At 58.9% G+C, this 21,535-nt stretch carries 26 protein-coding genes; 13 read left to right on the forward strand and 13 right to left on the reverse strand.

Features of this window, described 5'->3' with window-relative positions:
- Positions 1-729 precede the first annotated feature (729 nt).
- Together D8780_RS07325 and D8780_RS07330 are read left to right on the forward strand one after the other, a co-directional pair.
- A complete protein-coding gene (locus D8780_RS07325) occupies positions 730-1,824 on the forward strand; it encodes a DUF4062 domain-containing protein (protein ID WP_121645009.1) in 1,095 nt (364 codons plus the stop codon).
- A 535-nt stretch (positions 1,825-2,359) separates the two neighbouring features.
- Positions 2,360-2,557, forward strand: coding sequence for a hypothetical protein (locus D8780_RS07330; protein WP_121645010.1), 198 nt, complete (start codon positions 2,360-2,362; stop codon positions 2,555-2,557).
- Positions 2,558-2,620: 63 nt separating this feature from the next.
- Here the strand turns inward: D8780_RS07330 and D8780_RS07335 are convergent, their stop codons facing one another.
- The 3 genes from D8780_RS07335 to D8780_RS07345 all read right to left on the reverse strand — a co-directional run bounded on the left by D8780_RS07335 (position 2,621) and on the right by D8780_RS07345 (position 4,939).
- Positions 2,621-3,148: a pyridoxamine 5'-phosphate oxidase family protein gene (locus D8780_RS07335; RefSeq protein WP_121645011.1), complete on the reverse strand. Its 528-nt coding sequence runs from the start codon at positions 3,146-3,148 to the stop codon at positions 2,621-2,623.
- 91 nt (positions 3,149-3,239) lie between these two features.
- A complete protein-coding gene (locus D8780_RS07340) occupies positions 3,240-4,001 on the reverse strand; it encodes an ABC transporter permease (protein WP_121645012.1) in 762 nt (253 codons plus the stop codon).
- The gene (locus tag D8780_RS07345) at positions 3,998-4,939 is read right to left on the reverse strand and encodes an ABC transporter ATP-binding protein (protein WP_121645013.1); all 942 of its coding nucleotides are present in this window, start codon (positions 4,937-4,939) and stop codon (positions 3,998-4,000) included. The genes D8780_RS07340 and D8780_RS07345 overlap by 4 nt, the downstream gene beginning before the upstream one ends.
- A 201-nt stretch (positions 4,940-5,140) precedes the next feature.
- Between D8780_RS07345 and D8780_RS07350 the strand changes: the two genes are divergently transcribed.
- From D8780_RS07350 to D8780_RS15730, 5 genes are all read left to right on the forward strand, one after another.
- Positions 5,141-5,590 carry a CAP domain-containing protein gene (locus D8780_RS07350; RefSeq protein ID WP_121645014.1) on the forward strand — a complete coding sequence of 150 codons (450 nt, stop codon included), beginning with the start codon at positions 5,141-5,143 and terminating at the stop codon, positions 5,588-5,590.
- 56 nt (positions 5,591-5,646) lie between these two features.
- The gene (locus tag D8780_RS07355) at positions 5,647-5,940 is read left to right on the forward strand and encodes a GNAT family N-acetyltransferase (RefSeq protein ID WP_121645015.1); all 294 of its coding nucleotides are present in this window, start codon (positions 5,647-5,649) and stop codon (positions 5,938-5,940) included.
- A gap of 37 nt (positions 5,941-5,977) precedes the next feature.
- On the forward strand, positions 5,978-6,940 hold the full coding sequence (locus tag D8780_RS07360; RefSeq protein WP_121645016.1) for a pirin family protein: 963 nt from the start codon (positions 5,978-5,980) through the stop codon (positions 6,938-6,940).
- Positions 6,941-7,021: 81 nt separating this feature from the next.
- On the forward strand, positions 7,022-8,116 hold the full coding sequence (locus D8780_RS07365; protein ID WP_121645017.1) for a sensor histidine kinase: 1,095 nt from the start codon (positions 7,022-7,024) through the stop codon (positions 8,114-8,116).
- Between the two features lie 132 nt (positions 8,117-8,248).
- Positions 8,249-8,380, forward strand: coding sequence for a DUF3563 family protein (locus D8780_RS15730; RefSeq protein WP_158598460.1), 132 nt, complete (start codon positions 8,249-8,251; stop codon positions 8,378-8,380).
- Positions 8,381-8,433: 53 nt separating this feature from the next.
- Here the strand turns inward: D8780_RS15730 and D8780_RS07375 are convergent, their stop codons facing one another.
- The 8 genes from D8780_RS07375 to D8780_RS07410 form a co-directional block, all read right to left on the reverse strand.
- On the reverse strand, positions 8,434-8,853 hold the full coding sequence (locus D8780_RS07375) for a DUF1330 domain-containing protein (RefSeq protein ID WP_121645019.1): 420 nt from the start codon (positions 8,851-8,853) through the stop codon (positions 8,434-8,436).
- Positions 8,850-9,749: an alpha/beta fold hydrolase gene (locus D8780_RS07380; protein ID WP_121645020.1), complete on the reverse strand. Its 900-nt coding sequence runs from the start codon at positions 9,747-9,749 to the stop codon at positions 8,850-8,852. Before D8780_RS07380 ends, D8780_RS07375 begins: the two co-directional genes overlap by 4 nt.
- Positions 9,750-9,855: 106 nt before the next feature.
- Positions 9,856-11,460: an NTP transferase domain-containing protein gene (locus D8780_RS07385; RefSeq protein ID WP_121645021.1), complete on the reverse strand. Its 1,605-nt coding sequence runs from the start codon at positions 11,458-11,460 to the stop codon at positions 9,856-9,858.
- Positions 11,460-12,155, reverse strand: coding sequence for an XdhC family protein (locus D8780_RS07390; protein WP_245412287.1), 696 nt, complete (start codon positions 12,153-12,155; stop codon positions 11,460-11,462). The genes D8780_RS07385 and D8780_RS07390 overlap by 1 nt, the downstream gene beginning before the upstream one ends.
- Positions 12,156-12,160: 5 nt before the next feature.
- Positions 12,161-12,496 carry an XdhC family protein gene (locus D8780_RS07395; protein WP_121645022.1) on the reverse strand — a complete coding sequence of 112 codons (336 nt, stop codon included), beginning with the start codon at positions 12,494-12,496 and terminating at the stop codon, positions 12,161-12,163.
- On the reverse strand, positions 12,465-13,760 hold the full coding sequence (locus tag D8780_RS07400; protein ID WP_121645023.1) for a vWA domain-containing protein: 1,296 nt from the start codon (positions 13,758-13,760) through the stop codon (positions 12,465-12,467). The genes D8780_RS07395 and D8780_RS07400 overlap by 32 nt, the downstream gene beginning before the upstream one ends.
- Positions 13,761-13,888: 128 nt before the next feature.
- Positions 13,889-14,803 carry an AAA family ATPase gene (locus D8780_RS07405; RefSeq protein ID WP_121645024.1) on the reverse strand — a complete coding sequence of 305 codons (915 nt, stop codon included), beginning with the start codon at positions 14,801-14,803 and terminating at the stop codon, positions 13,889-13,891.
- Positions 14,800-15,342 (reverse strand): flavin reductase, encoded by a 543-nt coding sequence (locus D8780_RS07410; protein ID WP_121645025.1) that lies wholly within the window; start codon positions 15,340-15,342, stop codon positions 14,800-14,802. Before D8780_RS07410 ends, D8780_RS07405 begins: the two co-directional genes overlap by 4 nt.
- Before the next feature lie 184 nt (positions 15,343-15,526).
- Between D8780_RS07410 and D8780_RS07415 the strand changes: the two genes are divergently transcribed.
- From D8780_RS07415 to purB, 5 genes are all read left to right on the forward strand, one after another.
- A complete protein-coding gene (locus tag D8780_RS07415; RefSeq protein ID WP_121645026.1) occupies positions 15,527-16,519 on the forward strand; it encodes a P1 family peptidase in 993 nt (330 codons plus the stop codon).
- Between the two features lie 10 nt (positions 16,520-16,529).
- Positions 16,530-16,880 carry a VOC family protein gene (locus D8780_RS07420; RefSeq protein ID WP_121645027.1) on the forward strand — a complete coding sequence of 117 codons (351 nt, stop codon included), beginning with the start codon at positions 16,530-16,532 and terminating at the stop codon, positions 16,878-16,880.
- Between the two features lie 80 nt (positions 16,881-16,960).
- Complete coding sequence (gene rpe / locus D8780_RS07425) at positions 16,961-17,644, forward strand: ribulose-phosphate 3-epimerase (protein ID WP_121645028.1); 684 nt, start codon at positions 16,961-16,963, stop codon at positions 17,642-17,644.
- Positions 17,645-17,678: 34 nt separating this feature from the next.
- Positions 17,679-18,179, forward strand: coding sequence for a hypothetical protein (locus D8780_RS07430; protein ID WP_147440295.1), 501 nt, complete (start codon positions 17,679-17,681; stop codon positions 18,177-18,179).
- Positions 18,180-18,220: 41 nt separating this feature from the next.
- A complete protein-coding gene (gene purB / locus D8780_RS07435; protein ID WP_121645030.1) occupies positions 18,221-19,549 on the forward strand; it encodes an adenylosuccinate lyase in 1,329 nt (442 codons plus the stop codon).
- 9 nt (positions 19,550-19,558) lie between these two features.
- Here the strand turns inward: purB and D8780_RS07440 are convergent, their stop codons facing one another.
- Positions 19,559-20,449 (reverse strand): EamA family transporter, encoded by an 891-nt coding sequence (locus tag D8780_RS07440; RefSeq protein ID WP_121645031.1) that lies wholly within the window; start codon positions 20,447-20,449, stop codon positions 19,559-19,561.
- Positions 20,450-20,583: 134 nt separating this feature from the next.
- Here D8780_RS07440 and D8780_RS07445 point away from each other — a divergent pair, with 134 nt between their 5' ends.
- Entirely contained in the window at positions 20,584-21,114 is a 531-nt protein-coding gene (locus tag D8780_RS07445; protein ID WP_121645032.1) for an RBBP9/YdeN family alpha/beta hydrolase, read from the forward strand.
- Positions 21,115-21,191: 77 nt separating this feature from the next.
- Here the strand turns inward: D8780_RS07445 and D8780_RS07450 are convergent, their stop codons facing one another.
- Positions 21,192-21,503, reverse strand: coding sequence for a DUF1476 domain-containing protein (locus D8780_RS07450; RefSeq protein ID WP_121645033.1), 312 nt, complete (start codon positions 21,501-21,503; stop codon positions 21,192-21,194).
- Between the last annotated feature and the right edge of the window lie 32 nt (positions 21,504-21,535).

Below are 21,535 nucleotides of genomic sequence, written 5' to 3' on the forward strand. Positions count from 1 at the left end.
CTTTTGCCAGAAGAACAAATAGAGAATTCTTATCTGCAAAGCCCAGCTTGCATCGAAGGACGAACGACTACCCAAATTCTGTGGACGACTTGCAAAGCGGGTGTGGAAAAGCTGGAAAAACCGAACGAGTGGAGATTTCCACAAAAACCTGCCATTTGTCCGAATCGCCGCTTGCGCGACTTAAGCCACTAGATATAGTAGCATCATATAGATCGAAATACGAAATCCAGACGCCAGCGCAACCTAAGAGATTCCAATAGTGCTCCACAATCACTTCCTCCATGTTTTCCACACGTTTGGAAAAAGTGAGTCAGTTGACGGGAGCGGAGGGGGAGAAGAAATTAAAAGGGCGATGCAGTTACCGCTGCATCGCCCTGGAACAGACAGGGAGCTCACGCCGCCCTGAGTCCCGTGCACTAGTCCGTGCGAGACAATGCTGTTCCTCCGACCAACAGATGTCAACCAGTGTGCCTGGTCGACAGCGTAACGTTGCGTGAGAAAGGAGGAGAGTGATGCCTCAAACTGTTCGGTACCACTGCCTTAACTGTGGCCATAATTTCTCTTGTGAAATATTGACTCACGACGAACTGCGCGACGCTAGGAGTCAATTGAAATCTCTATCGCCAGTCCATTGCCCTCAATGTAATCGAACCGATTTGCGACGCGAATAAACGTGGCAATCAATAGCGCTGACGACTGTTGGCGCTATTTTTTCTAGGAAAATGGAAAATGAAGATATTTCTCAGTTCTGTAATGCGTGATTTCGAGGATGATAGAGAAGCCGCCTTCCGCGCTATTCGAATGATCGGCCATCAGATCATCCGCGCTGAGGATTTTGACCCTTCATCCACATCACCACGAAATACATGCTTACGTGGGGTGCGTGAATCGGATTTAGTTATTCTCCTTTTGGGGGAGCGCTATGGATTTCCACAAGCTTCCGGCTTGTCGGCTACCCACGAAGAATTCCGAGAAGCTGCGGGCACGAAAGATCTAATAGTTTATATAAAAAATATGTCTAATCGAGAACCGGATCAGCAGCAGTTTGTCGAGGAGGTTCAGAAATGGGAGAATGGTTGTTTTACAGGAAATTACGATCATCCCAGCGAGCTCACTGATAAGCTCGTTGGTGTCTTGCATCGAAAAAGTTTGGAGAACGCAGCTGGTCAACCAGATGATTCAATTTTGAAGAAGCGTGCAATTTCCATGCTGGCCGAAAATTCCATTCGGCACAATAATCACAGAGCGTTTTTGGAAATGGCTGTGGCGGTGGGCCCCGAGCAGCAAATTTTACGACCTAGCCAGATCGACGCTCCCGAACTTAAGGATTTTATGTTTTCGCTTCTTTTTTCGAGAGCGTCGGCGTTTTTCGATCGAAATGATGGAAGCAAGATGCACGTAGTGGATGACAATCTCATATGTGAACAACATGATAGAAGTGTTACTATATATCCAAACGGCGATATATTAATGTCACTGCCGATTGAATCAAATAATACCAGCCAAATGGCTATTATCCAAGAAAATATTTTGGACCAGATCGAGATGTGCTTCTCGATTTCTGATATGATTCTTAAACATACCGATGAAACCGAGCGCATTCGACGTGTGGCTCCCGCAGTCAATATTCATGGAGCCGATCACTGGGGATGGCGCACCCGCGGTGACGCAAACAACAATCCGAACGGAATAAAAATCCGAATATGGGGGACCGAACCAACTCCGGTGCTTCTACAGCCAGCTGTAAGGCCAAGAGCCGTTTTGAGCACTCAGAAAAGTGAAATGGCCGAGGATCTTACGGTTTTACTTAGTCGACAATTTTGATTTTCGAAGGCGTCATCGTCCTTTATCCACCCCTCGCCCACCTCCCTTATCCTCACCACCATCGCCTTCCATGGAGTGCCGGGTCGCGGACCGGAGGCCCGGCGGGGGCGAGGCTTTGCATGGCGGGGCGTCCGCAGCCGGTGCGTTCGCCCGTGGATACAGCACGTCCTTTGGCCACTGCGCTGGAGTGAAGTCGATTGGTGGGCTTTGAAAACTGCCGCTGACGCGGAGGCCAAACCACGCCTTTTTCGAAGTCACGGGCCCCTACCTCCCGAAAGGGAGACGTGGCCGGGAAGGCTTCGGGATCGAACGCCCAGAGACAAATGAGCCGGGCTGGCGGAACCCGTTTCGCCCCCTTACCAACCAGGCTTATTGGCGCGACGCTCCGCCGGCCCTGAACTCCACCTCTTCCAATAGCCAGACGGCATCGGCTGGGCGTGGTGCCAATAGAGCGCGTCCTCTCCGCGCAACCACCCTCCCCGTCGAGCATTCCCCTTTCGAACCGCAATGACATGCCCCATCGAAAGGACGGACAATGAGCGAAGACATCACCCCCGCAATGCGCGAGAACGAAGGCAAGGACTGGAGCGATGACGAGATCGCCATGCTCCGCCAGCTCAATGACGAGAACGCGCCGGTGAAGGTTGCCTCGGTCAAGCTCGGCCGCCCGCCGCAGGAAATCAAGGCCAAGTGCTTTGAGGAAAAGATCGACCTGCATATGCTGGACGACTGACGCGTCCCGATCGCGCTCGATACAAAAAGGCCGGGCTCGATGCCCGGCCTTTTTCGGATCGGCTTACATCTTCACCTGCTTGTTATCGCCGGAGGATGGCTGCTTGCCGGTCACTGCGGCCTTCAGATAGCCAAAGCCATAGACGATGGCCGAACTGGGCGAATCCCAATATTCGGCGGTTTCCAGCTCCACGCGGATCAGCCGCAGGCGCGGATCGTCGGTGCCGTCGGGAAACCAGGTGCGCACCGGCTCGGACCACAGTTCCTCGATCTTCTGCCGATCATTGTGGATCGATGCGCGGCCGACCGCCGAAACCCAGTTTTTGTTGTCATCATCGGAGTAATGCAGCGTGACGCGCGGGTCGGCTTCGATCTCGCCGATCTTGCGGCTCTCGGCGCTGGTGAAGAACCAGAGTTCGTCGCCATATTCATGGCTGACCGCCGCCATCGGACGCGAATGGTGAAGCCCTTCCCGCGTATAGGTGCCGAACATGCAGGACCGCGCCTGTTTGACCAGTTCGACGACCTTCTTGCGATGTTCGGCATCGCTGACGGTATCCATGTCGGTAGCGGGTTCGGTGGAAGGCTGCATGATGATCGGTCCTTTATCGGTTGCCCGCCATCAATGTTCGCAAAAGGCTGCCGTTCCGAAGAGGGAGGAGGAAATCTGCGTCCCCCCGGAATTACGGTTTCATCCGCCACCCGGTCTTGAAGATCCACGAAATGATGGCCAGCGCGATCGCCATGAAGACGAGCGTCATGCCGAGGCTGATCGCCACCGTCACGTCGCTGCTCTCATAGAAGGCCCAGCGGAAGCCCGAGACGAGATAGACCACCGGATTGATAAGGCTGACATCCTGCCAGAAGGGCGGCAGCATATCGATGGAGTAGAAGGTGCCGCCGAGAAAGGCGAGCGGCGTGACCACCAGAAGCGGCACGATCTGCAGCTTCTCGAAGCCGTCCGCCCATATGCCGATGATAAACCCGTAAAGCGCAAAGGTCGCGGCGGTCAGCACCAGAAAGAGCAGCATCAGAAATGGATGGCGGATCTCGAAATCCATGAACACCATCGCCGTCGCAAGGATGATGAGACCGAGAAAGATCGATTTGGTCGCCGCCGCGCCGACATAGCCGAGCACCACCTCGATGGCCGAGATGGGCGCGCTCAGGACTTCATAGATCGTCCCCGCAAAGCGTGGAAAATAGATGCCGAAGGAGGCGTTGCTGATCGACTGCGTCAGAAGCTGAAGCATGATCAGACCGGGCACGATGAAGGCGCCATAGGACACCCCGTCGACCTCGTCGATGCGCGAGCCAATCGCCGCGCCGAAGACGACGAAATAGAGCGATGTCGAGATGACCGGAGAAATGATCGATTGCGTGAAGGTTCTGAGGGCGCGCGCGATTTCGAACTTGTAGATGGCCCAGACGGCATACCAGTTCATCGGTTCTGCTCCACGAGGTTCACGAAAATATCCTCCAGGGTGGATTGGTGCGTTTCGACATCGCGCACCGCAATGCCGCTCTCGGCGATATCGCTCATCAGCCGGGCGATGCCGGTCCGCTCGGCCTGCGTGTCGTAGCTGTAGCGTAGCGTCCGGCCGCCCTCTTCCAGCGAAAGGCCGTCGCGTTCGAGGCCCGCGGGCAGCGTATCGATCGGGTCTTGAAGGACGATGGTGAGGTCCTTGGAGCCCAGCTTTCGCATCAGTTCGGCCTTTTCCTCGACCACGATCAGCCGGCCGCCCGAAATGACGCCGATCCGGTCGGCCATTTCCTCGGCCTCCTCGATATAGTGCGTGGTCAGGATCACCGTGACGCCGCCTTCACGCAATTCGCCGACCACGTTCCACATCTCGCGGCGCAGCGACACATCGACGCCGGCGGTCGGTTCGTCGAGGAACAGCACTTCCGGCTCGTGGGCTAGGGCCTTGGCGATCAGGACGCGCCGCTTCATGCCGCCCGACAGGGTGCGCAACTGATTGTCCCGCTTGTCCCAAAGGGTCAGCGCCTTCAATGTCCGTTCGATGACGGCATCGTCCGCCGGCTTGCCGAACAGGCCTCGCGAAAAGGCCACCGTATTGTGGACCGTCTCGAAAGCGTCGGTCGTCAGTTCCTGGGGAACGAGGCCGATCTTCGCCCGCGCCGCGCGGAAATCCTTGACGACGTCATGGCCGTCGACCCGGATCGTGCCTTCCTTGAGCTGGGCGAGACCGCAGATCAGCGAGATCAGCGTCGTCTTGCCGGCGCCATTAGGCCCGAGCAGCGCAAAAATCTCGCCCTTCCTGATCTGCAGGTCGATGTTCTGGAGGGCCTTGAAGCCGTCATCATAGGTTTTCGAAACGTTCTGAACGTCCAGTATGAATTGTGCCGGCGCGGCAGACATGGCGGTTCCATCACAAATAATCGGTCGGCAGCCTTAGCTGGGGCGCCAGCTCAAAAAATCGATACATGGCGGCAGGTGACGCTCCGTTCCCATTTCGAGACCTCAGGCAAATAGCTGCATTCGATACTGACCTTGCCGGGTGCCCTCTTGCTGCCATAGCGATTGCGCAACGCGCTGTAACAACCTCACGGAGCCGATTCGATGCCGATAAACCGCCGCGCCCTCATCGCAACGTCGCTTTTTGCGCTTGCGGGGTGTTCTACAGGTCGCTTCGATGCCAACCTTCTCACGCTCTCTGGCGATCAGGCGGTGAATGAACTGAGGCGCGATGCGGGCCTCTCATCACTTCGGCGCGATAGCGGTCTCGTCCGTGCGGCCCAGCGGCAGGCCGATGCCATGGCGTCAAAAGAAACGATGAGCCACGCGGCAGGCGGCCCGTTCGCCGAGCGTGTCCGGCCCTATTACCGCGGACAGTACTACGCCGAGAACATCGCCGCAGGACAAAGCAACCTCGGGCGCGCGGTGGCCTCTTGGATTCAATCCCCGCCCCACCGTCGCAACATGCTCGACAAACATATGCAGGCCTACGGCATCGCCTCGGCGAAAAGTCAGAGCGGCAAGCTCTACTGGGCGATGGTTCTGGCGGGTTAGACGTGCCAGTATCGGCGATAGGCCAGCGGATCGAAATCCACGACGAGACACGAGTCATGACGCCCGAGATCGAAATCAACCGAGAAGAAGGCGAGACCAAAGGTCGATACATCGCCAGAATCGACGGCCATGAAGCCGAGATGACCTATTCGCGCGTGGGCCAAGGCTCCATTATCATCGACCACACCGGCGTGCCGGACTCCCTTCGAGGCAGGGGTGTGGGCGAGGCGCTGGTCAAGCGCGGGGTTGAAGATGCGCGCGCCGAAAGCCGGACGATCATTCCGCTCTGCCCTTTCGCCAAGGCGCAGATCGAGCGCCACAGCGATTGGCAGGACGTCCTGAAGCGTTAGATCGACGGGTGCCGTTTTCTATTGAGAGGTAAGCGTCATGTCCTTTTCGCCCTGTCCCGATCCTGTTCCCGGCAATGCGGAAAGTGTCGATGCGATCGAGACGCTGATCGTCCCCCGCGCTGTCGACCTTGGCGGAATGGAGGTGCGGCGCGCCCTTCCCTCGACCAAACGGCAAATGGTCGGCCCTTTCATCTTCTTCGACCAGATGGGGCCTGCGGAATTTCTGACCGATCAGGGTATCGATGTGCGACCACATCCGCACATCAACCTGGCGACCGTCACCTACCTGTTCGACGGCGAAATTCGCCACCGCGATTCCCTTGGCACCGACATCGCCATACAGCCAGGCGCGGTGAACTGGATGATGGCCGGGCGCGGCATCGTCCATTCGGAACGGACCAGCGAAGATCGCCGGCAGAACGGTCAGAAACTCTTCGGGATTCAGACTTGGGTCGCGCTTCCGGAAGACGCCGAGGAACGCGACCCGGCTTTCAAACATCATGGCGTGTCCGATTTGCCGATCATTTCCGATCATGGCGTAGAGGCACGCCTGATCGCCGGAGAATGGATGGGCGCTTCATCGCCGCTCCAGACCGCATCGGAAACGCTATACGCCGACGTGCAATTGCAGAGCGGACGGTCCGCACCGATCGATGCGAATTTTGAAGAGCGGGCGCTCTACACGATCGGCGGCAATATCGAGATCGCCGGACAGAGTTTCGGACCTAATCAGCTTCTGGTTCTTCGGCCAGGCGATCCCATCACCGTGAAGGCAACCGAAGACGCCCGATTCATGCTCTTCGGCGGATCGCCGATGGGTGGCCCACGCTATATCTGGTGGAACTTTGTCTCTTCTCGCGCCGAGCGCATCGCGCAGGCGAAGGAGGAATGGCGACAGGGACGGTTCACGACGGTACCGGGCGACGAAGACGATTTCATCCCGCTACCCGAAAATTCTGGCAAGCCACGCCGCGCCACGGGTGGCGTTGTCTATCCCTAGGAGGGTGCCGCCGCCCTCAACCGGCCTCAATTAACTGCCAACCCTTGAAAACGCTGATAGGGGACTAGGCGGAGAATCGCTGTGGCGATAACGTTTGAACAGGGACGAACGCGCGGGCTGACGGTTCGTGAAAACCGCTTGATGTCGATGGAAATCGAGGGAGCTGGCCGCTGGATTTTCGCCGCCGCTGCATTCGTGATCGCGTTTGGCGTACGCTATGCGCTCAACCTCGATCTGCCGATCGGCTTCCCTTACATCACTTTCCTGCCTGCCGTTATCATCACCACATTCGTCGCCGGGCTTTGGCCGGGAATTGTGACGTCCATCGCAGGCGGACTGGCGGCTTGGTACTTCTTCATTGCACCTTATGGCAGCTTTGCCCTGAACGCCAATTCGGCCTTGGCGCTCGGCTTTTATATCTTCATCGTCGGTATCGACCTCGCAATTATCAACATCATGAGCCGCGCTCTTCACAGGCTGGCGGAAGAGCGTCGTCGCAGTGCGGAACTCGCTCAAAGCCGGGAGTTCATGTTCAGTGAATTGCAGCACCGCGTGTCCAATAATCTGCAGGTCGTCGCATCGCTGATGCAGATGCAGAAACGGCGCATCAGCGATGCGGAGGCGATGAAAATCGTCGACGAAGCTATTCGGCGACTGCAACTGGTCAGCAAAATCCAGCGTGCACTGCACAATCCCCATGGTCAGCGCATCCCGCTCAAGGATTTTCTCAATGAGATGGTGCCCGACGTGATCGAAGCCGCTGGCGGCAGTCATTCTATCTCGCATCGTGTGGTAACGGACGAGTCCACGAAGGACGTTGTCCTTTCCAGTACGCAGTCCGTTCCTGTCGGCCTTATTGCCGCGGAACTGGTCGCCAACTCGATCGAACACGGCTTTGAGGGCCGTGAAAACGGACATATTCAGATCGAGGTCAAAAAGTCGGATACCGACATGGTCGCGCTATGCATTGCGGATGACGGTCATGGAATTCCAGACGGTTTCGAACTCTCACAATCTGACTCGCTCGGTATGCAGATCGCGCGTGCTTTTGCCATGCAGCTCGGCGGCGAACTCATCATGAAGCGAGAGAATGGCACCCGTGCCGTCCTCACCTTCCCGCAGGCCGATCCGGACGATCTGAGCGAACAAGAGCCACATGCGCTGACCGAGGCTTGAAGCGATTTTGCATGGCTCCTGCAAGCCATGCATTCTTGCAATGCTGCTCCGCAACATAAGCGCTTCAACATATCCCTGAGCGCGGCCATATTCCCTTCAACAGCAGCCGAAAAAACCCGAGGGGAAGTAACGATGGCTAACCGTTTTTTCCGTTTCCGGAGCCGCCGCGTGCGCGAGGAAGAGTACCTGTCCCGTGCGACCGATCTGGCCGACCTGGAACGCCGCATGCGTAATCTCGACAATGGTCGGATTGGCAGCTTCTGAAAGCCGCCCTTATCGCAGTTTTAAAAACCCGCCTTTCGTGGCGGGTTTTTTATTTAGCCAAAGACCTCTCCGGCTTTCTGCGGTTCGGTCCGGATCAGACGCGACGTCAAAACGGCAGCCTGGCGATGCTTCACCGCCTTGCGATAGACGGGATCGCGAATCATATCTACAAACGCTGAAAGGCTTGGATATTCAGCGATGAAACAATGGTCCCATTGCTCCTCCGATGGGCCGATCAGCATGAATTCGAAACGGCCGCGCCAAACGATCTTTCCGCCGAGCCGCCGAAAGACCGGGCCGCTTTCACGGCCGTAGGCGGCATAGGCTTCGGCGCCGGATACCTCCCGCCCGTCTTCATATTCGGCGCTCTCGCGCAACCTCACAAGGTTGAGCATATGCAAGGGTCCCTCGCGATCCATCTCCCGAAACGCACGAAAGGTCTCTTTGTCTGGATCGACATGGTGGTCTGTCATCTTACCTCCTTTTGGGCAGCCAATATCCAGTTGATGACGCTTCGCCAGTCCACCATCCTGATCGGCGTGCCGTGATTGCCGCTTTCATAGCGGGTCATACGCACGGGATACGTTCCCGATGAAGAAAGGCGCCGATAGAGCTGCTCTGCGCCTTCAATCGGAAAGACGGGATCGCGGCTGCCATGCCCGATGAAGACCGGCAGCCGTTTCCGAAACGCGGCAGTGGCGGAAAAGTCGGAGCTCGATGGCGCAGCCAGATAGATCATCCCGGCGAGCCGGTCGACGGTATCGGAACGTTGAGCCAGCCGGTCGCAAATATATCCGCCCATCGATGCGCAGGCGAGAATGACGGGAGCACCAGGCGAACGCGCAGCCAATGCCCCGATCAGCGCTGCAATCTGTGCCGCGCCTTTATCTTGGAAGTCCGCGAATGTCGGCGTGACATAGAGGCCTCCATTGCGTGCCATGAGGTTTCGAATGCGGTTGAAGTTACCGCCGAAAATAAGATCCCGGCTACCAAGTTCTTCATCGCCGCCCTTGCCGTGCAGAAAGACTGTGATGACCGAAGCCTCATTCATCTTCCCGGTCGCGATGAAGGGCACCACCCCGTCATCGACCGGCATCGCCAGACGTCGTTCCTGCTCCCTTACCGACATATCGATATATTTGCGTTGCACGCGGCGTTCGGGAACGGCATCCCGGCCGTTGATGTCGCGCTTTTCCTGATAATCGACGACGCGAAATGCGCCACCATCACGCTCGCCAATGACGATATTTGCAAACAGCGCATCCTTGTAGGGCGCAAGCTGCAGGCCATCCGCCATGGCTGCTGCAGGGCATGACAGCGAGATCCAGAGCAGGCCAAGCCCCGCGCTCATCGTTCTGGCTAAGCTCATCGAAGCAGCATCAGATCATTCCATCGCGATGACAAGAGGCGTGCCGCGAGACCTGACCCATGAGGATGGAAGCGATTTGCGCCGCGCTTTGACTGGGGTCCTGCCATCAATCGGCAAACTTTCCACCGGCTGCCAGCAACGCTTCCGGCGTGTCGATATCCGTCAGCGCGGCCTCGCCAATATCGACCAGATCGATCGGCGCGCCACTTGCCTCGATAAGATGACGCGCACCGGTATCTCCGGTCAGCAATGCCGCCTCCCGAACGATCCCCGGCGGAAGAATGACCGGATTGCCGGCGCGGCCCTCGCAGCTTCCGCGGATGACGGCTCTGCCCCCTCGTCGCTCGAACGCCTCGATAAGCACGTTCAGATGCCGCGTTTCCACATGAGGCATATCTCCCAAGAGGATCAGGGCTCCATGCCCCTCTTCGATAGCCGTGAGACCGCTGCGTAGCGAACTCGCCATGCCTTCGGCAAAGTCGGTATTGTTTACGACCGTCACATCGAGCCCCGAAACCGCATCATGAATCCGCTCGGCCTCGTATCCGCAGACCAGAACAGTCTCGACCGCATCACTTTCGACCGCAATCCGGGTTGCCCGATGGACGGCGGGCTCTCCGTCGAACAAGGCCAGCAATTTGTTCCGATCACCCATGCGCCTGGACCCGCCCGCTGCCAATATGATCGCAGAGACGGGAACGTGCCGGGGACCCGTCTCTCTCGGACGCGGCCTCGTTTCGATTTCCTGCAAAAGACCGCCAACGCCCATCGCAGCGATATCGTCCGAAGATGGCGAGTGACCCGCGAGAACCCGATCGAGCACCCAATCGAAGCCATTCTCCTTGGGGCTACGCGCACACCCAGGCGCGCCGATGACGGGTTTTCCCGCCAGCGTCCCGAGCACCAGCAGATTGCCGGGGTCGACCGGCATGCCGACGCGTTCGACGCGGCCACCAGCGCGCTCAAGCGCGGCCGGGATGATATCGTCAGTATCGGCGACCGCGCTTGCGCCGAAGACGATCAGGACATCATGCTCAGCTTCAAGCCGCCGAAGGGCTTGGGACAACGCATCGGTTTCGTGCGGAACGCGCATTTCACGAGCGATATGACTACCGGCACGCGCCAGGCGCGCAGCGGCGACAGCCGCCGTCTTGTCGAGCATTTTTTCCGCGATGTCGGGAACACGCGTCTGAACGAGGCCGGCCCGCATGGAGCGAAACGCAGTCAACCGGATCGCGCGCGCCCCATTTGTCGCCCAGGACAAGGCTTTATCGACCATCGTTTCAGATACAAAAAACGGGATGATCTTGACCGTCGCGACCATCTGCCCGGCACGGACTGGCGCATTGTCCGGAAGTGTCGCAATGGTGATGGCGGGATCGACCGCATTGAAAGCGTTGATGATGCCGGCATTGATCGACACCAGACCAGCCCGCTCGGCATGGAGGTTCACCCGGCCCGTCGTGGCTTCGCCAGAAAAGATATCCGGTCCTTGAAATGCCGCGGCAATACGCGCAGCCGCCGCATCCTCCGTCAGGTCACCCTCATCTGCACGCGCGACGATCACTTCCTCAAAACCCGCATCCGCCAGTTTCCGCAGATTTTCGCGGTCGAGAACCGTGCCCTTGGACAGGCGCTTATCCGCCACATTGATCGAATGAGCAAGCGTCGCGCCAGCCGCGTCTTCGATAGAGACGGAGCCGAACCGCATCAGTGTTGCGTCTCGATGCCGCGGCGACGAAACACCGCAATCATTTGGGCCAGGATCGCGACGGCGATTTCCGCAGGATTGGCCGCCCCGATATCCATTCCGATCGGTGCATCGATACGGGCGATGGCCGCGTCATCGAAACCGGCCTCCCTGAGCCGTTCGACACGCCGCCCATGCGTCTTTCGGCTTCCAAGCGCGCCGATATAGAAGCAGTTCGCTTCGAGCGCCGCCGACAGGGCCGGATCGTCGATCTTCGGATCATGTGTGATCGCCGCCAGCGCCGTATAGGCATCCAGAGGACTGTTCATCAGAACATCCTGCGGCCAATCTGCGTGCAAAGCGACATCTGGGAAGCGCTCGGGCGTTGCGAACGCAGCGCGCGGATCGATGATTTCCATCTCATAACCGGCGAGACGGGCCATCGGCGCCAGAGCCTGCGAAATATGTACGGCACCGATCACCACAAAGCGGACCGGCGGAACATAGGGATTGAAGAAAAGGAGCTCGCCATCGATCTCCTGGCTCATCGCCTTGCCCGTTCTCAGCGCCTTGCCGGTGGCATCTCCTAGCAGGCCTTCGGGCATGGCATCTTCGAGAAAAAGCTCACGGACGCCTTCCGCTTCGGTGGAGACCGTGACCGCGCCCTTTCGACGTTGGCGCGCTTCGTTGATCTGGTTGAGAATGGACGCTTTCACAATCGTCAGCCCAATGGTTCGATGAGAACGCGAATGCGTCCGCCGCAAGAAAGCCCGACCCGCCAGGCGGTCTCGTCGGCAACACCGAATTCCAGCGTCTTCGGCTCGGCCCGTCCGATCACATCGACCGCTTCTGCGACGACAGCGCCTTCGACGCAGCCGCCCGACACGGACCCTTCAAACTCACCATCCTCCGTGATGGCCAGATGACTTCCGGCCGGGCGTGGCGCCGAACCCCAGGTCTCTATGACCGTTGCAAGGGCAACCCCTTTTCCTTCCGAAAGCCAGCTTTCAGCGGCCAGTAACGGGTCATGCGTTTGATAGGCGGCGTCTTCCGGCATGATGGGTCTCCTTGCCTGTAAAGGAATAACGGTGCGGCTCGACGGGCCGGCCTTCCATCATCCATGGTCGCGGGTCGGCCTCACCCGCCTTCAATTGCCCGGACAATGCAGCGCACAGTCCCGCGAGGCTTTCAAGATTATGCACCGGACGAAACTCATCAACGAAAGGCAGCATGGCGCGCACGCCTGCTGCCCTCGCCTCGAACCCATCAAATCGCAGAAGCGGGTTGAGCCAGATGAGGCGCCGGCAACTCTTCTGCAAGCGCTCCATCTCACGTGAGAGGGTCTCGCTGCCCTCACGTTCGAGACCGTCCGTTATGAGCAGTAGAACAGCCCCCTGCCCCAAAACTCTGCGGGACCAATCGCGATTGAAGCGGTGCAACGTCTCGCCGATCCGAGTGCCTCCCGACCAGTCCTTCACACTCGCAGCAACGTCCGCCAGCGCCTCATCGGGGTCTTTGTGGCGCAGTTGGCGGCTGAGATTGGTGAGGCGCGTTCCGAAAACGAAGGAGTGGACGGTGCGTTGGTGGCCGAGAGCATGAAGGAAGTGGAGGACCACACGGCTATACTGGCTCATCGAACCCGAAATATCGCACAGAGCCACGAGAGGCGGGTGAACCGCCTTCTGTTTCTTGTAACGCGGAAGGATGATATCGCCGCCGCTGCGCATGGCGTGGCGCATGGTCGATCGCCCATCGAATCGATGACCGCGCGAATTCGGTCGAAAACGCCGCGTCGGTACTTCGTCCATCGTGAGCCGCAACTCGGCAATCGAGCGGCGCGTCTCGGCAAGTTCCGCCGCCGTCATCTGGGCGAAGTCCTTCTCGCGGAGAATCTCGTTGCCGGACACCGTATGCCGGGCATCAACCTCGATCTCCGGCTTCTCGCGTACAGGTTGGGCGCTATGGTGTTTTTCAAACAGCGCTTCGCTGACCCGCTGCTCCGCTGCTTTCGGCTTTTGCGGCTCGATTTCCTTGCGCATGGTCGGCGAGAACATCGCAATCATCTTTTCCATCAGCTCTCGCGAGCGCCAGAACAGCCGAAACGCTTCGTCGAATGTGGCATGGTCTTCACGGCGCTTCACAAAGACGGCATGCAACGTCCAGTAGAAATCGCTTCTGCTGCCGATGCCCGCCGCCATAACGGCCTCGATCGCCGTCACAACCGATGACGGCCCCACCTTCATGCCCGCCTTGCGCAATGTACGGCCGAAATGGACGATATTATCGGCGAGTTTGCTGTGCTCCGGCGAATTGACGAGCATTCCCTCCAAGGATGGGCCGAATGTTCCCATCCCGCTGGTTGTATCGTCGTTCGGAACCCTGCCGCCCGGCTCTGTCAGGTTTGCGGCACTACCGAATTTTGGAGCGTCTTCGGAGCCGGCCAAACCACTTACTCCGCCGCCGAGAGTTCGCGTTTCACCTCACCCAGTATGTCTGCCGCTTCTCCCTCGGAAAGACGCTGGATGTCATCCTGGTACTTGAGAAGAACCCCAAGCGTGTCGGAAACGGTTTCAGGATCAATCGCCATCTTGTCGAGTTCGATCAGGGCGGTAGCCCAATCGATCGTTTCGGCCACGCCCGGCACCTTGAAGAGATCCATTTCGCGAAGCCGCTGGACGAAGGCTACCACTTCGGCCGCGAGCTTCTCCGAGGCATCGGGCACACGACGGGAGACGATCTCCAGTTCACGGTCGGCCGAGGGATAATCAACCCAGTGATAGAGACAGCGCCGCTTCAGCGCGTCGTGGATCTCGCGCGTCCGGTTAGTGGTGATGATGACAATCGGAGGTTCATCGGCCCTGATTGTGCCGAGTTCGGGCACCGTGACCTGAAAATCCGACAGGATCTCCAATAGAAACGCCTCGAAGGCCTCATCCGTCCGGTCCAGTTCGTCGATCAGAAAGATGGGGGGACCTTCCGCCTGCGGCTCCAGAGCTTCCAGCACAGGCCGTCGGATCAGGTAACGTTCCGAGAAGACGTTGTCTTCCAGATCATCGCCGATCGCTCCACCACTCGCCTCGGCGGCACGGATGGCGATCATCTGCGCCGCATAATTCCACTCATAGACCGCCGAGGAGATATCCAGCCCTTCATAACACTGCAGGCGGATGAGTTTGCGCCCCAGACCGGCGGAAAGGACCTTCGCGATCTCGGTCTTGCCGACCCCGGCCTCGCCTTCCAGAAAAAGCGGCCGCTTCATTCGCATGGAGAGATAGAGAACCGTCGCCAGCGAGCGATCCGCGACATAATCCTGACGGGAAAGGAGATCCTGCGTCTGGTCGATGGAGCGCGGCAGATCGATCATCCACGACCACTCCCCGATGCGGTCATCTTTTGCTCCTCCTCCGGCGAGAGAAGGCGATAGCCCCGATTGTAATAGATCAGCGGTGCAAGGCTGGGACCGATTGCGAGAGCCGCCACCCGCCCGAAAAGAACGCGATGGGTGGCATGATCGTGCACATGCTCGATTTCACAGTCGAAAACGGAGGCTGCATCTGAAAGCACGGGCGCGCCCGTCTCGAGTGTCGTCCAGTCCCCACGTGCAAAACGCGCATCCTGGGGCTCCTTCGTGAAGCCTGCGAAGGCATCGGCCAGATCCATCTTGCCGCTCGGCAGTGTATTGAGCGCGAACCGGCCATTCTCGATGAAAGCGTCATTGGCTGGATTATGCCGGTTGAGACAGACCAGCACTGTAGGCGGATCGTCCGAAACGGAACAGCCGGCAATGATCGTCACACCACGCTTTCCCGCGTCTCCATCCGTTGTCACGACATGAACAGCGCCGGCAAATCGCGCCATCGCATCACGATAGGAGTTCGGATCGACGTCTCGACTGACAAGCAAGGGCCACCTTTGCGCTGAGTGTTCACTTTCCTCTAGCGGAAAGCCATTCATAACTGCCCCGGCATATAGGAAGTGGAGCGGAGGGCTCAATGCCGGCAAGAGCCCTAGACAATCTGGCGGTAAGGAATTGAAAATTCTAGTGTCGGGACGACAGACTGCTCCAGGCAGCGAAACGGAGAGATGAATGAAAGCTGGACCCCGCAACACGATAGCGGATATTGCCGGCATCCTTATCGGCCACGCCTCCGATGAGAGCGCCAAGAGCGGCGTGACGGTCCTGCGCCCGCCGGCCCCGTCGATCGCTGCTGTGCATGTTGCCGGCGGCGCTCCGGGCACGCGAGAGACCGACCTGCTAGCCCCGGAAAATACTGTCGAACGCATTCACGCGCTCGTCCTTTCCGGTGGCTCGGCCTTTGGCCTTGCCGCGGCCGACGGGGTGATGAAAGGACTTGCCGATCAGGGTGAAGGATACGCGGTTGGCCCTCACCACGTCCCAATCGTGCCGGCAGCAATCATTTTCGATCTCATGGCAGGCGGCGACGGCTCCCGACCTGACTACGCCGGGCTCGGCCACCAAGCGCTGGAAAACGCTTCTTCCGACGTCGAGCTCGGTTCCGTCGGCGCTGGCACCGGTGCCATGACAGCGACGGTACGCGGCGGCATCGGCTCTGCGTCCTCCATCGTCGAGGGCGCCGGAACGATCGGTGCGTTGGTCGCGGTCAATGCGCTTGGCAATCCGCTTGTCGGGTCGAGCCGCCATTTCTGGGCCGCTCCCTTCGAAGAGCAGGGCGAGCTCGGATATCTCGGATGGCCCGCGCTGATGCCCGAAGACGCCGCAAAAATCACGCTGAAGCATCGCCCTGTGCCACCAAACGCCAATACCACCATCGGCGTGGTTGCAACGGATGCGGCCCTGACGAAGGCCCAGTGCAAGCGTCTGGCGATCGCCGCTCATGACGGATATTCACGCGCCTTGTGGCCATCTCATACGCCCATGGACGGCGATCTTGTCTTTGCCCTTTCGACGGCCGAGCCGGGCAGAAAGGCGGTCGAGACAGAGGAAATGATCGATCTTTGCGCGGCTGCGGCATCGACGATGGCGAGAGCCATTGCGCGAGGCGTATACGAAGCGACGTCCATGCCGGGCGATCCAAAGCCGGCCTGGAGAGAGCTTTAGGAGATCCGCGTTGGCTGTTTTGCGCATCGTCCCCAACATTCTGGCAGACGATCCGGCAGAAGCTCAAAGATTCTACGGCGATCTGATCGGGCTTGAGCTGCCCTTCGACATGGGCTGGATACGGACCTACCAATCAGGACAAAGGAGCCACCCGCAGGTAACGTTTGCGACCGAGGGCGGGTCTGGCACACCCCTCCCCGCTATCTCGATTGAAGTAGATGATTTCGATGAGGCCGTTCGGCGCTTCGAGGCAGCAAATATTGCTTTAGAATATGGGCCGGTGGACGAGCCGTGGGGCGTTCGTCGGTTCTTCGCCCGCGATCCGTTTGGCACGCTCATCAACATCGTAACGCACGATTGAGCGCCGACTCCTTTCTTGTCCGCTTCGGCAGGCTCTGCTAGGCGGTCAGCATCCTGCCGGCCATCTTCAAAGGACATCCAATGACCGCCCGCCCGCTCGTCATCGCTCCCTCCATCCTGTCGGCCGATTTTTCGAGAATCGGCGAAGAGGTAAAGGATGTTGTCGAGGCCGGCGCCGATTGGGTGCACCTTGATGTGATGGATGGCCATTTCGTACCGAACATCACCTTCGGCCCGCCTGTGGTCAAAGCACTGCGCCGCTGGACTGATGCGTCCTTCGACTGCCACCTCATGATTGCGCCAGCCGATCCCTACCTTGCAGCCTTTGCCGATGCCGGATGCGATATCATAACCGTCCACGCGGAGGCCGGCCCGCATCTGCATCGCTCGCTGCAGACCATCCGCAACCTCGGAAAGAAGGCTGGCGTGTCACTCAATCCGGCGACCCCGGAAAGCGTGATCGAATACTGTCTCGATGTTGTCGATCTCATACTGGTCATGAGCGTCAATCCCGGCTTTGGCGGGCAGAAGTTTATCGAAAGCCAGGTCGAGAAGATCCGGCGCATCAAAGCCATGATCGGCGACCGGCCAATCGATATCGAAGTCGATGGCGGCGTGACGCCCGACACCGTGGGCTCGCTCGTGAGCGCCGGCGCCAACGCCTTTGTTGCCGGTTCGGCTGTCTTCAAGGGCGATGGAAAGCCGGCTTACGAAGCCAACATTGCAGCTATTCGCTCCTCCGCGCAGGCGAGACTTGCTATATGACGGGATCGGTCTGCCGAGCCATGTCCGGTCGGAAATGAAACCGCGCACCAGCCCGCTCTTTCTTCTGGCGGCGCTGGCGGGCTGGCCGGCGGTGTGTGCAGCGAGCACGATTTTCACCGTTTTGCTGCGGCGTCATCAAAGCCTGGGCTCTTCCCTTTCGCTCATCGGTGTTCAGGCTTTCGGCGGGCTTGTGGCGGTGGTCGTGTGGCTCGTTCTGCAGAAATGGTGGATCGCTCGCTTCAAAAAACCGGCGACCAGGTTCATTCTGTCCTTCATCGCTCTGGCTGCGCTCACTGCCGGAGCGTGCGCCGGCATCTTTGCGCTTCAGTTCTGGGCCTACTTCAGACATTGGCACGAGCCGATCTTCAGCCATATCGGGCTGATCCAGTTCGTCTGGACGATCAGCGCGGCGATTTATCAATATGCGGTCCTCGGCGTCCGCCAGCTCGTCCCCCTCGCCATGCCCGCCGGCGCAATATTGTCGTTGCTGGTGAACGATGGGCTGCGCATTGAAGCGCACGGCCGGATACGATAACGACCGCCGGGTAACCCAGCACACTCAAAAAGGCCCCGCCGATGATCCCGCGCTATTCGCGACCCGATATGGTCGCCATCTGGTCCCAGGAAACGAAATTCCGAATCTGGTTCGAGATCGAGGCGCACGCCTGCGACGCGCTTGCCGAAAGCGGGGTGATCCCAAAGGAAGCAGCCAAAACCATTTGGGAAAAGGGCGGATCAGCGACCTTCAGCGTCGAGCGCATCGACGAGATCGAGCGCGAGACAAAACATGACGTCATAGCCTTTCTGACGCATCTGGCCGAATTCATCGGTCAGGATTCCCGCTTCGTGCACCAGGGGATGACCTCCTCGGATGTATTGGATACCTGCTTCAACGTGCAGCTCGTCCGCGCCACCGACCTGCTGCTGAAAGATATCGATGCGCTTCTGCAGGCATTGAGAACGCGCGCTTTCGAACACAAAGAGACGGTGACCATTGGCCGCTCGCACGGCATCCACGCCGAGCCGACCACCTTTGGTGTCAAACTCGCCCAGGCCTATGCCGAGTTCGACCGCTGCCGCACACGGCTGGTCAATGCGCGCGAAGAGGTCGCAACCGTTGCAATCTCAGGCGCCGTTGGGACTTTCGCCAATATCAGCCCCAAGATCGAAGAGCATGTCGCCGAAAAGATGGGGTTGAAGCCGGAGCCTGTTTCGACCCAGGTCATTCCGCGCGACCGCCATGCCATGTATTTCGCGACCCTCGGTGTCGTTGCATCATCGATCGAGCGTTTGGCGACAGAAATCCGTCATCTGCAGAGAACGGAAGTCTTGGAGGCAGAGGAGTTTTTCTCCAAGGGCCAGAAGGGATCGTCCGCAATGCCGCATAAGCGCAATCCGGTGCTGACGGAAAACCTGACCGGACTTGCGCGCATGGTCCGCGCCTACGCGATGCCGGCCATGGAAAATGTCGCGCTCTGGCATGAGAGGGACATCTCGCATTCTTCCGTCGAACGGATGATTGGCCCAGACGCGACCGTGACGCTCGATTTCGCTCTCGCCCGCCTGACCAATGTCATCCAGAACCTGGTGGTCTATCCGGAGCGTATGGAAGCCAATATGGACCGTCTCGGCGGGCTCGTTCACAGCCAGCGCATCCTCCTCGCGCTCACTCAAGCCGGCGTCTCCCGCGAAGACGCTTACCGGCTGGTCCAGAGAAACGCGATGAAGGTTTGGGACAGCTATCAGCAGTCCGGCGCAGCGACGGTCGATTTTCTCGATGAACTTCTCGCTGACGAAGAGGTCAGAGAGCATCTGTCGGAGACAGCAATCCGCTCCCGCTTCGATATAGGATATCATACCAAACATGCCGATACGATCTTCCAGAGAGTCTTCGGCGAAAGCTGACAATTGAGCTCAGCCTGGCCTTCCAAAAATCAGCCTCAGGCGCCGGTGCGTGGCCTCGCCAAAAACATTTACGGCGAGGCCCGCAAAAATCAGACAAATCCCGATAATGGAAAGCATCTGCAACCGTTCGCCAAAAGCGATCGCGCCGCCGGATAGGCCGAAGACCGGTATCAGCAAGGCGAAGGGCGTCACCCTGGCTGCCGAATGCGCCCGCAGCAGGAAGACCCAGGCGGTAAACGCATAAACGGTCGTCGGCCACGCCAGAAACGCGATCGAACCGATAACTGGCCAGCTCGGCATATGCGCTGGCAAGCCGAAGGTCGTGCCTTCAACCATGGCCGAGACGGCAAAAAGCGGAATGGGCACCACCAGCGAAGACCACGCCACGAAAGGCAGAGGTTCCGTATTCGGCATTGCCTTGGCGATCATGTTGGCAACGCCCCAGGCCGCGGCAGACGCAAGGCAGAGCGCGAACGGCAGGAGGGGCGCAACGCTGGCGCGGCCAACTCCGATGGCAAAAATCCCGGCGAAGGCTGTGAGAGCGCCCAGCGCCTGCATGGGTGAGATCTTCTCACTCATGAGCATTGCCGAAAAGGCGATGGTGAAGAAGACCTGCATTTGAACCACGACCGATGCGAGGCCGGCCGGAAGACCGGCAGCGATCGACATGAAAAGCAGGCCGAACATCACCGCACCCTGCATGAGTCCGAAGGCGATTAGCCAACGCCACGGGATTTTGGGTAACGGCACGAACAAAACGAGCGGAATGGCTGCAAAGATATAGCGATAGCCCGTCAGAAGAAGAGGCGGTATCTCCTCCACACCGATCCGGATCGCGACGAAAGCCAGCCCGTAAATGGCGGCCACGCTGATGGCCAGGGCGATGTGACGAATGGGCATGGGGCAAGGTCCGGACGCGCGTATTGAGGCGTCTTAGCTGTTCCGGCTGTTTCAGCAAGTTTTTCAAGTGTTACAGTGACGCCAAACCGTTTTTGGCCGTTGCGCGCGGCAAGAGACATCCTATCTGCGTCGCCATGAAAGCAAAGAACGCGACTATTCTCTTTCTGCCGGATTATGATGGGGCAAGCGACGATCATTGGCTGACGCGCTGGCAAACCAAGCTCTCCACAGGTCGAAAACTTCACCTTGAACGGGAGACCGATCCCACGTCCGCAGATGGGAAGGCCGCGCTGGCGGTCGAAATCGATGCGACCGAAAAGCCGGTCGTTCTGGTCGGTCACGGCCTTGGCGCAAGCCTGGCCGTTCTTGCGGCTCATGATCATCCAGACCGGGTCCGAGGCGCATTCCTCGTTGCTCCGCGGGATCTCGAAGGCTCCGCCTTCGGCCCCTATCCGCGAGAACCCCTTCCCTTTCCATCCCTTGTCGTGGCGAGCCGGAACGATCCGCATTGCGCATTTGCCGTCGCAGAAGATCTGGCGGGAGCCTGGGGGTCTTTATTCATCGATGGTGGCGATATAGGCCGGATCAACGAAGAGAGCGGCCACGGGCCGTGGCCGGAAGGCTCTCTCACTTTCGCGCGTTTCGTGTCGCGACTGCCGGACTGATCACACAAAGCGGCTGCTCCCGGCTCACTCGCCGAGAGCCGGACGCATTGTGGTTCTGCTTTACGGCAGAATAGATGTCAGCTCTTTTCGATGTCCGTTACTGCACGGGCCATCAATTCGCTCATCTTCGAGCGAATATCGAGATCGCTGACACCATCGGGCAGGTCGCCCCGAAGTTTACGGAAGACATCCTCGTCGCCGACCTCTTCGAAATCGGAGGCGATCACCTCTTTGGCATAGGCTTCCTTATCGTCGCCATCCTTGCCGAGATGATCGGCAGCCCAATAGCCGAGCAGCCGGTTGCGACGGACCGTCGCCTTGAATCGCAGCTCTTCGTCATGGGCGAACTTCGCTTCGTATCCCCTTTCGCGATCGTTCATGCTGGCCATCAAAAATTCCTTTCCTCTTCCACCGGAAAACC

The organism is Notoacmeibacter ruber (assembly GCF_003668555.1).
Classification (GTDB): Bacteria; Pseudomonadota; Alphaproteobacteria; order Rhizobiales; family Rhizobiaceae; genus Notoacmeibacter; species Notoacmeibacter ruber.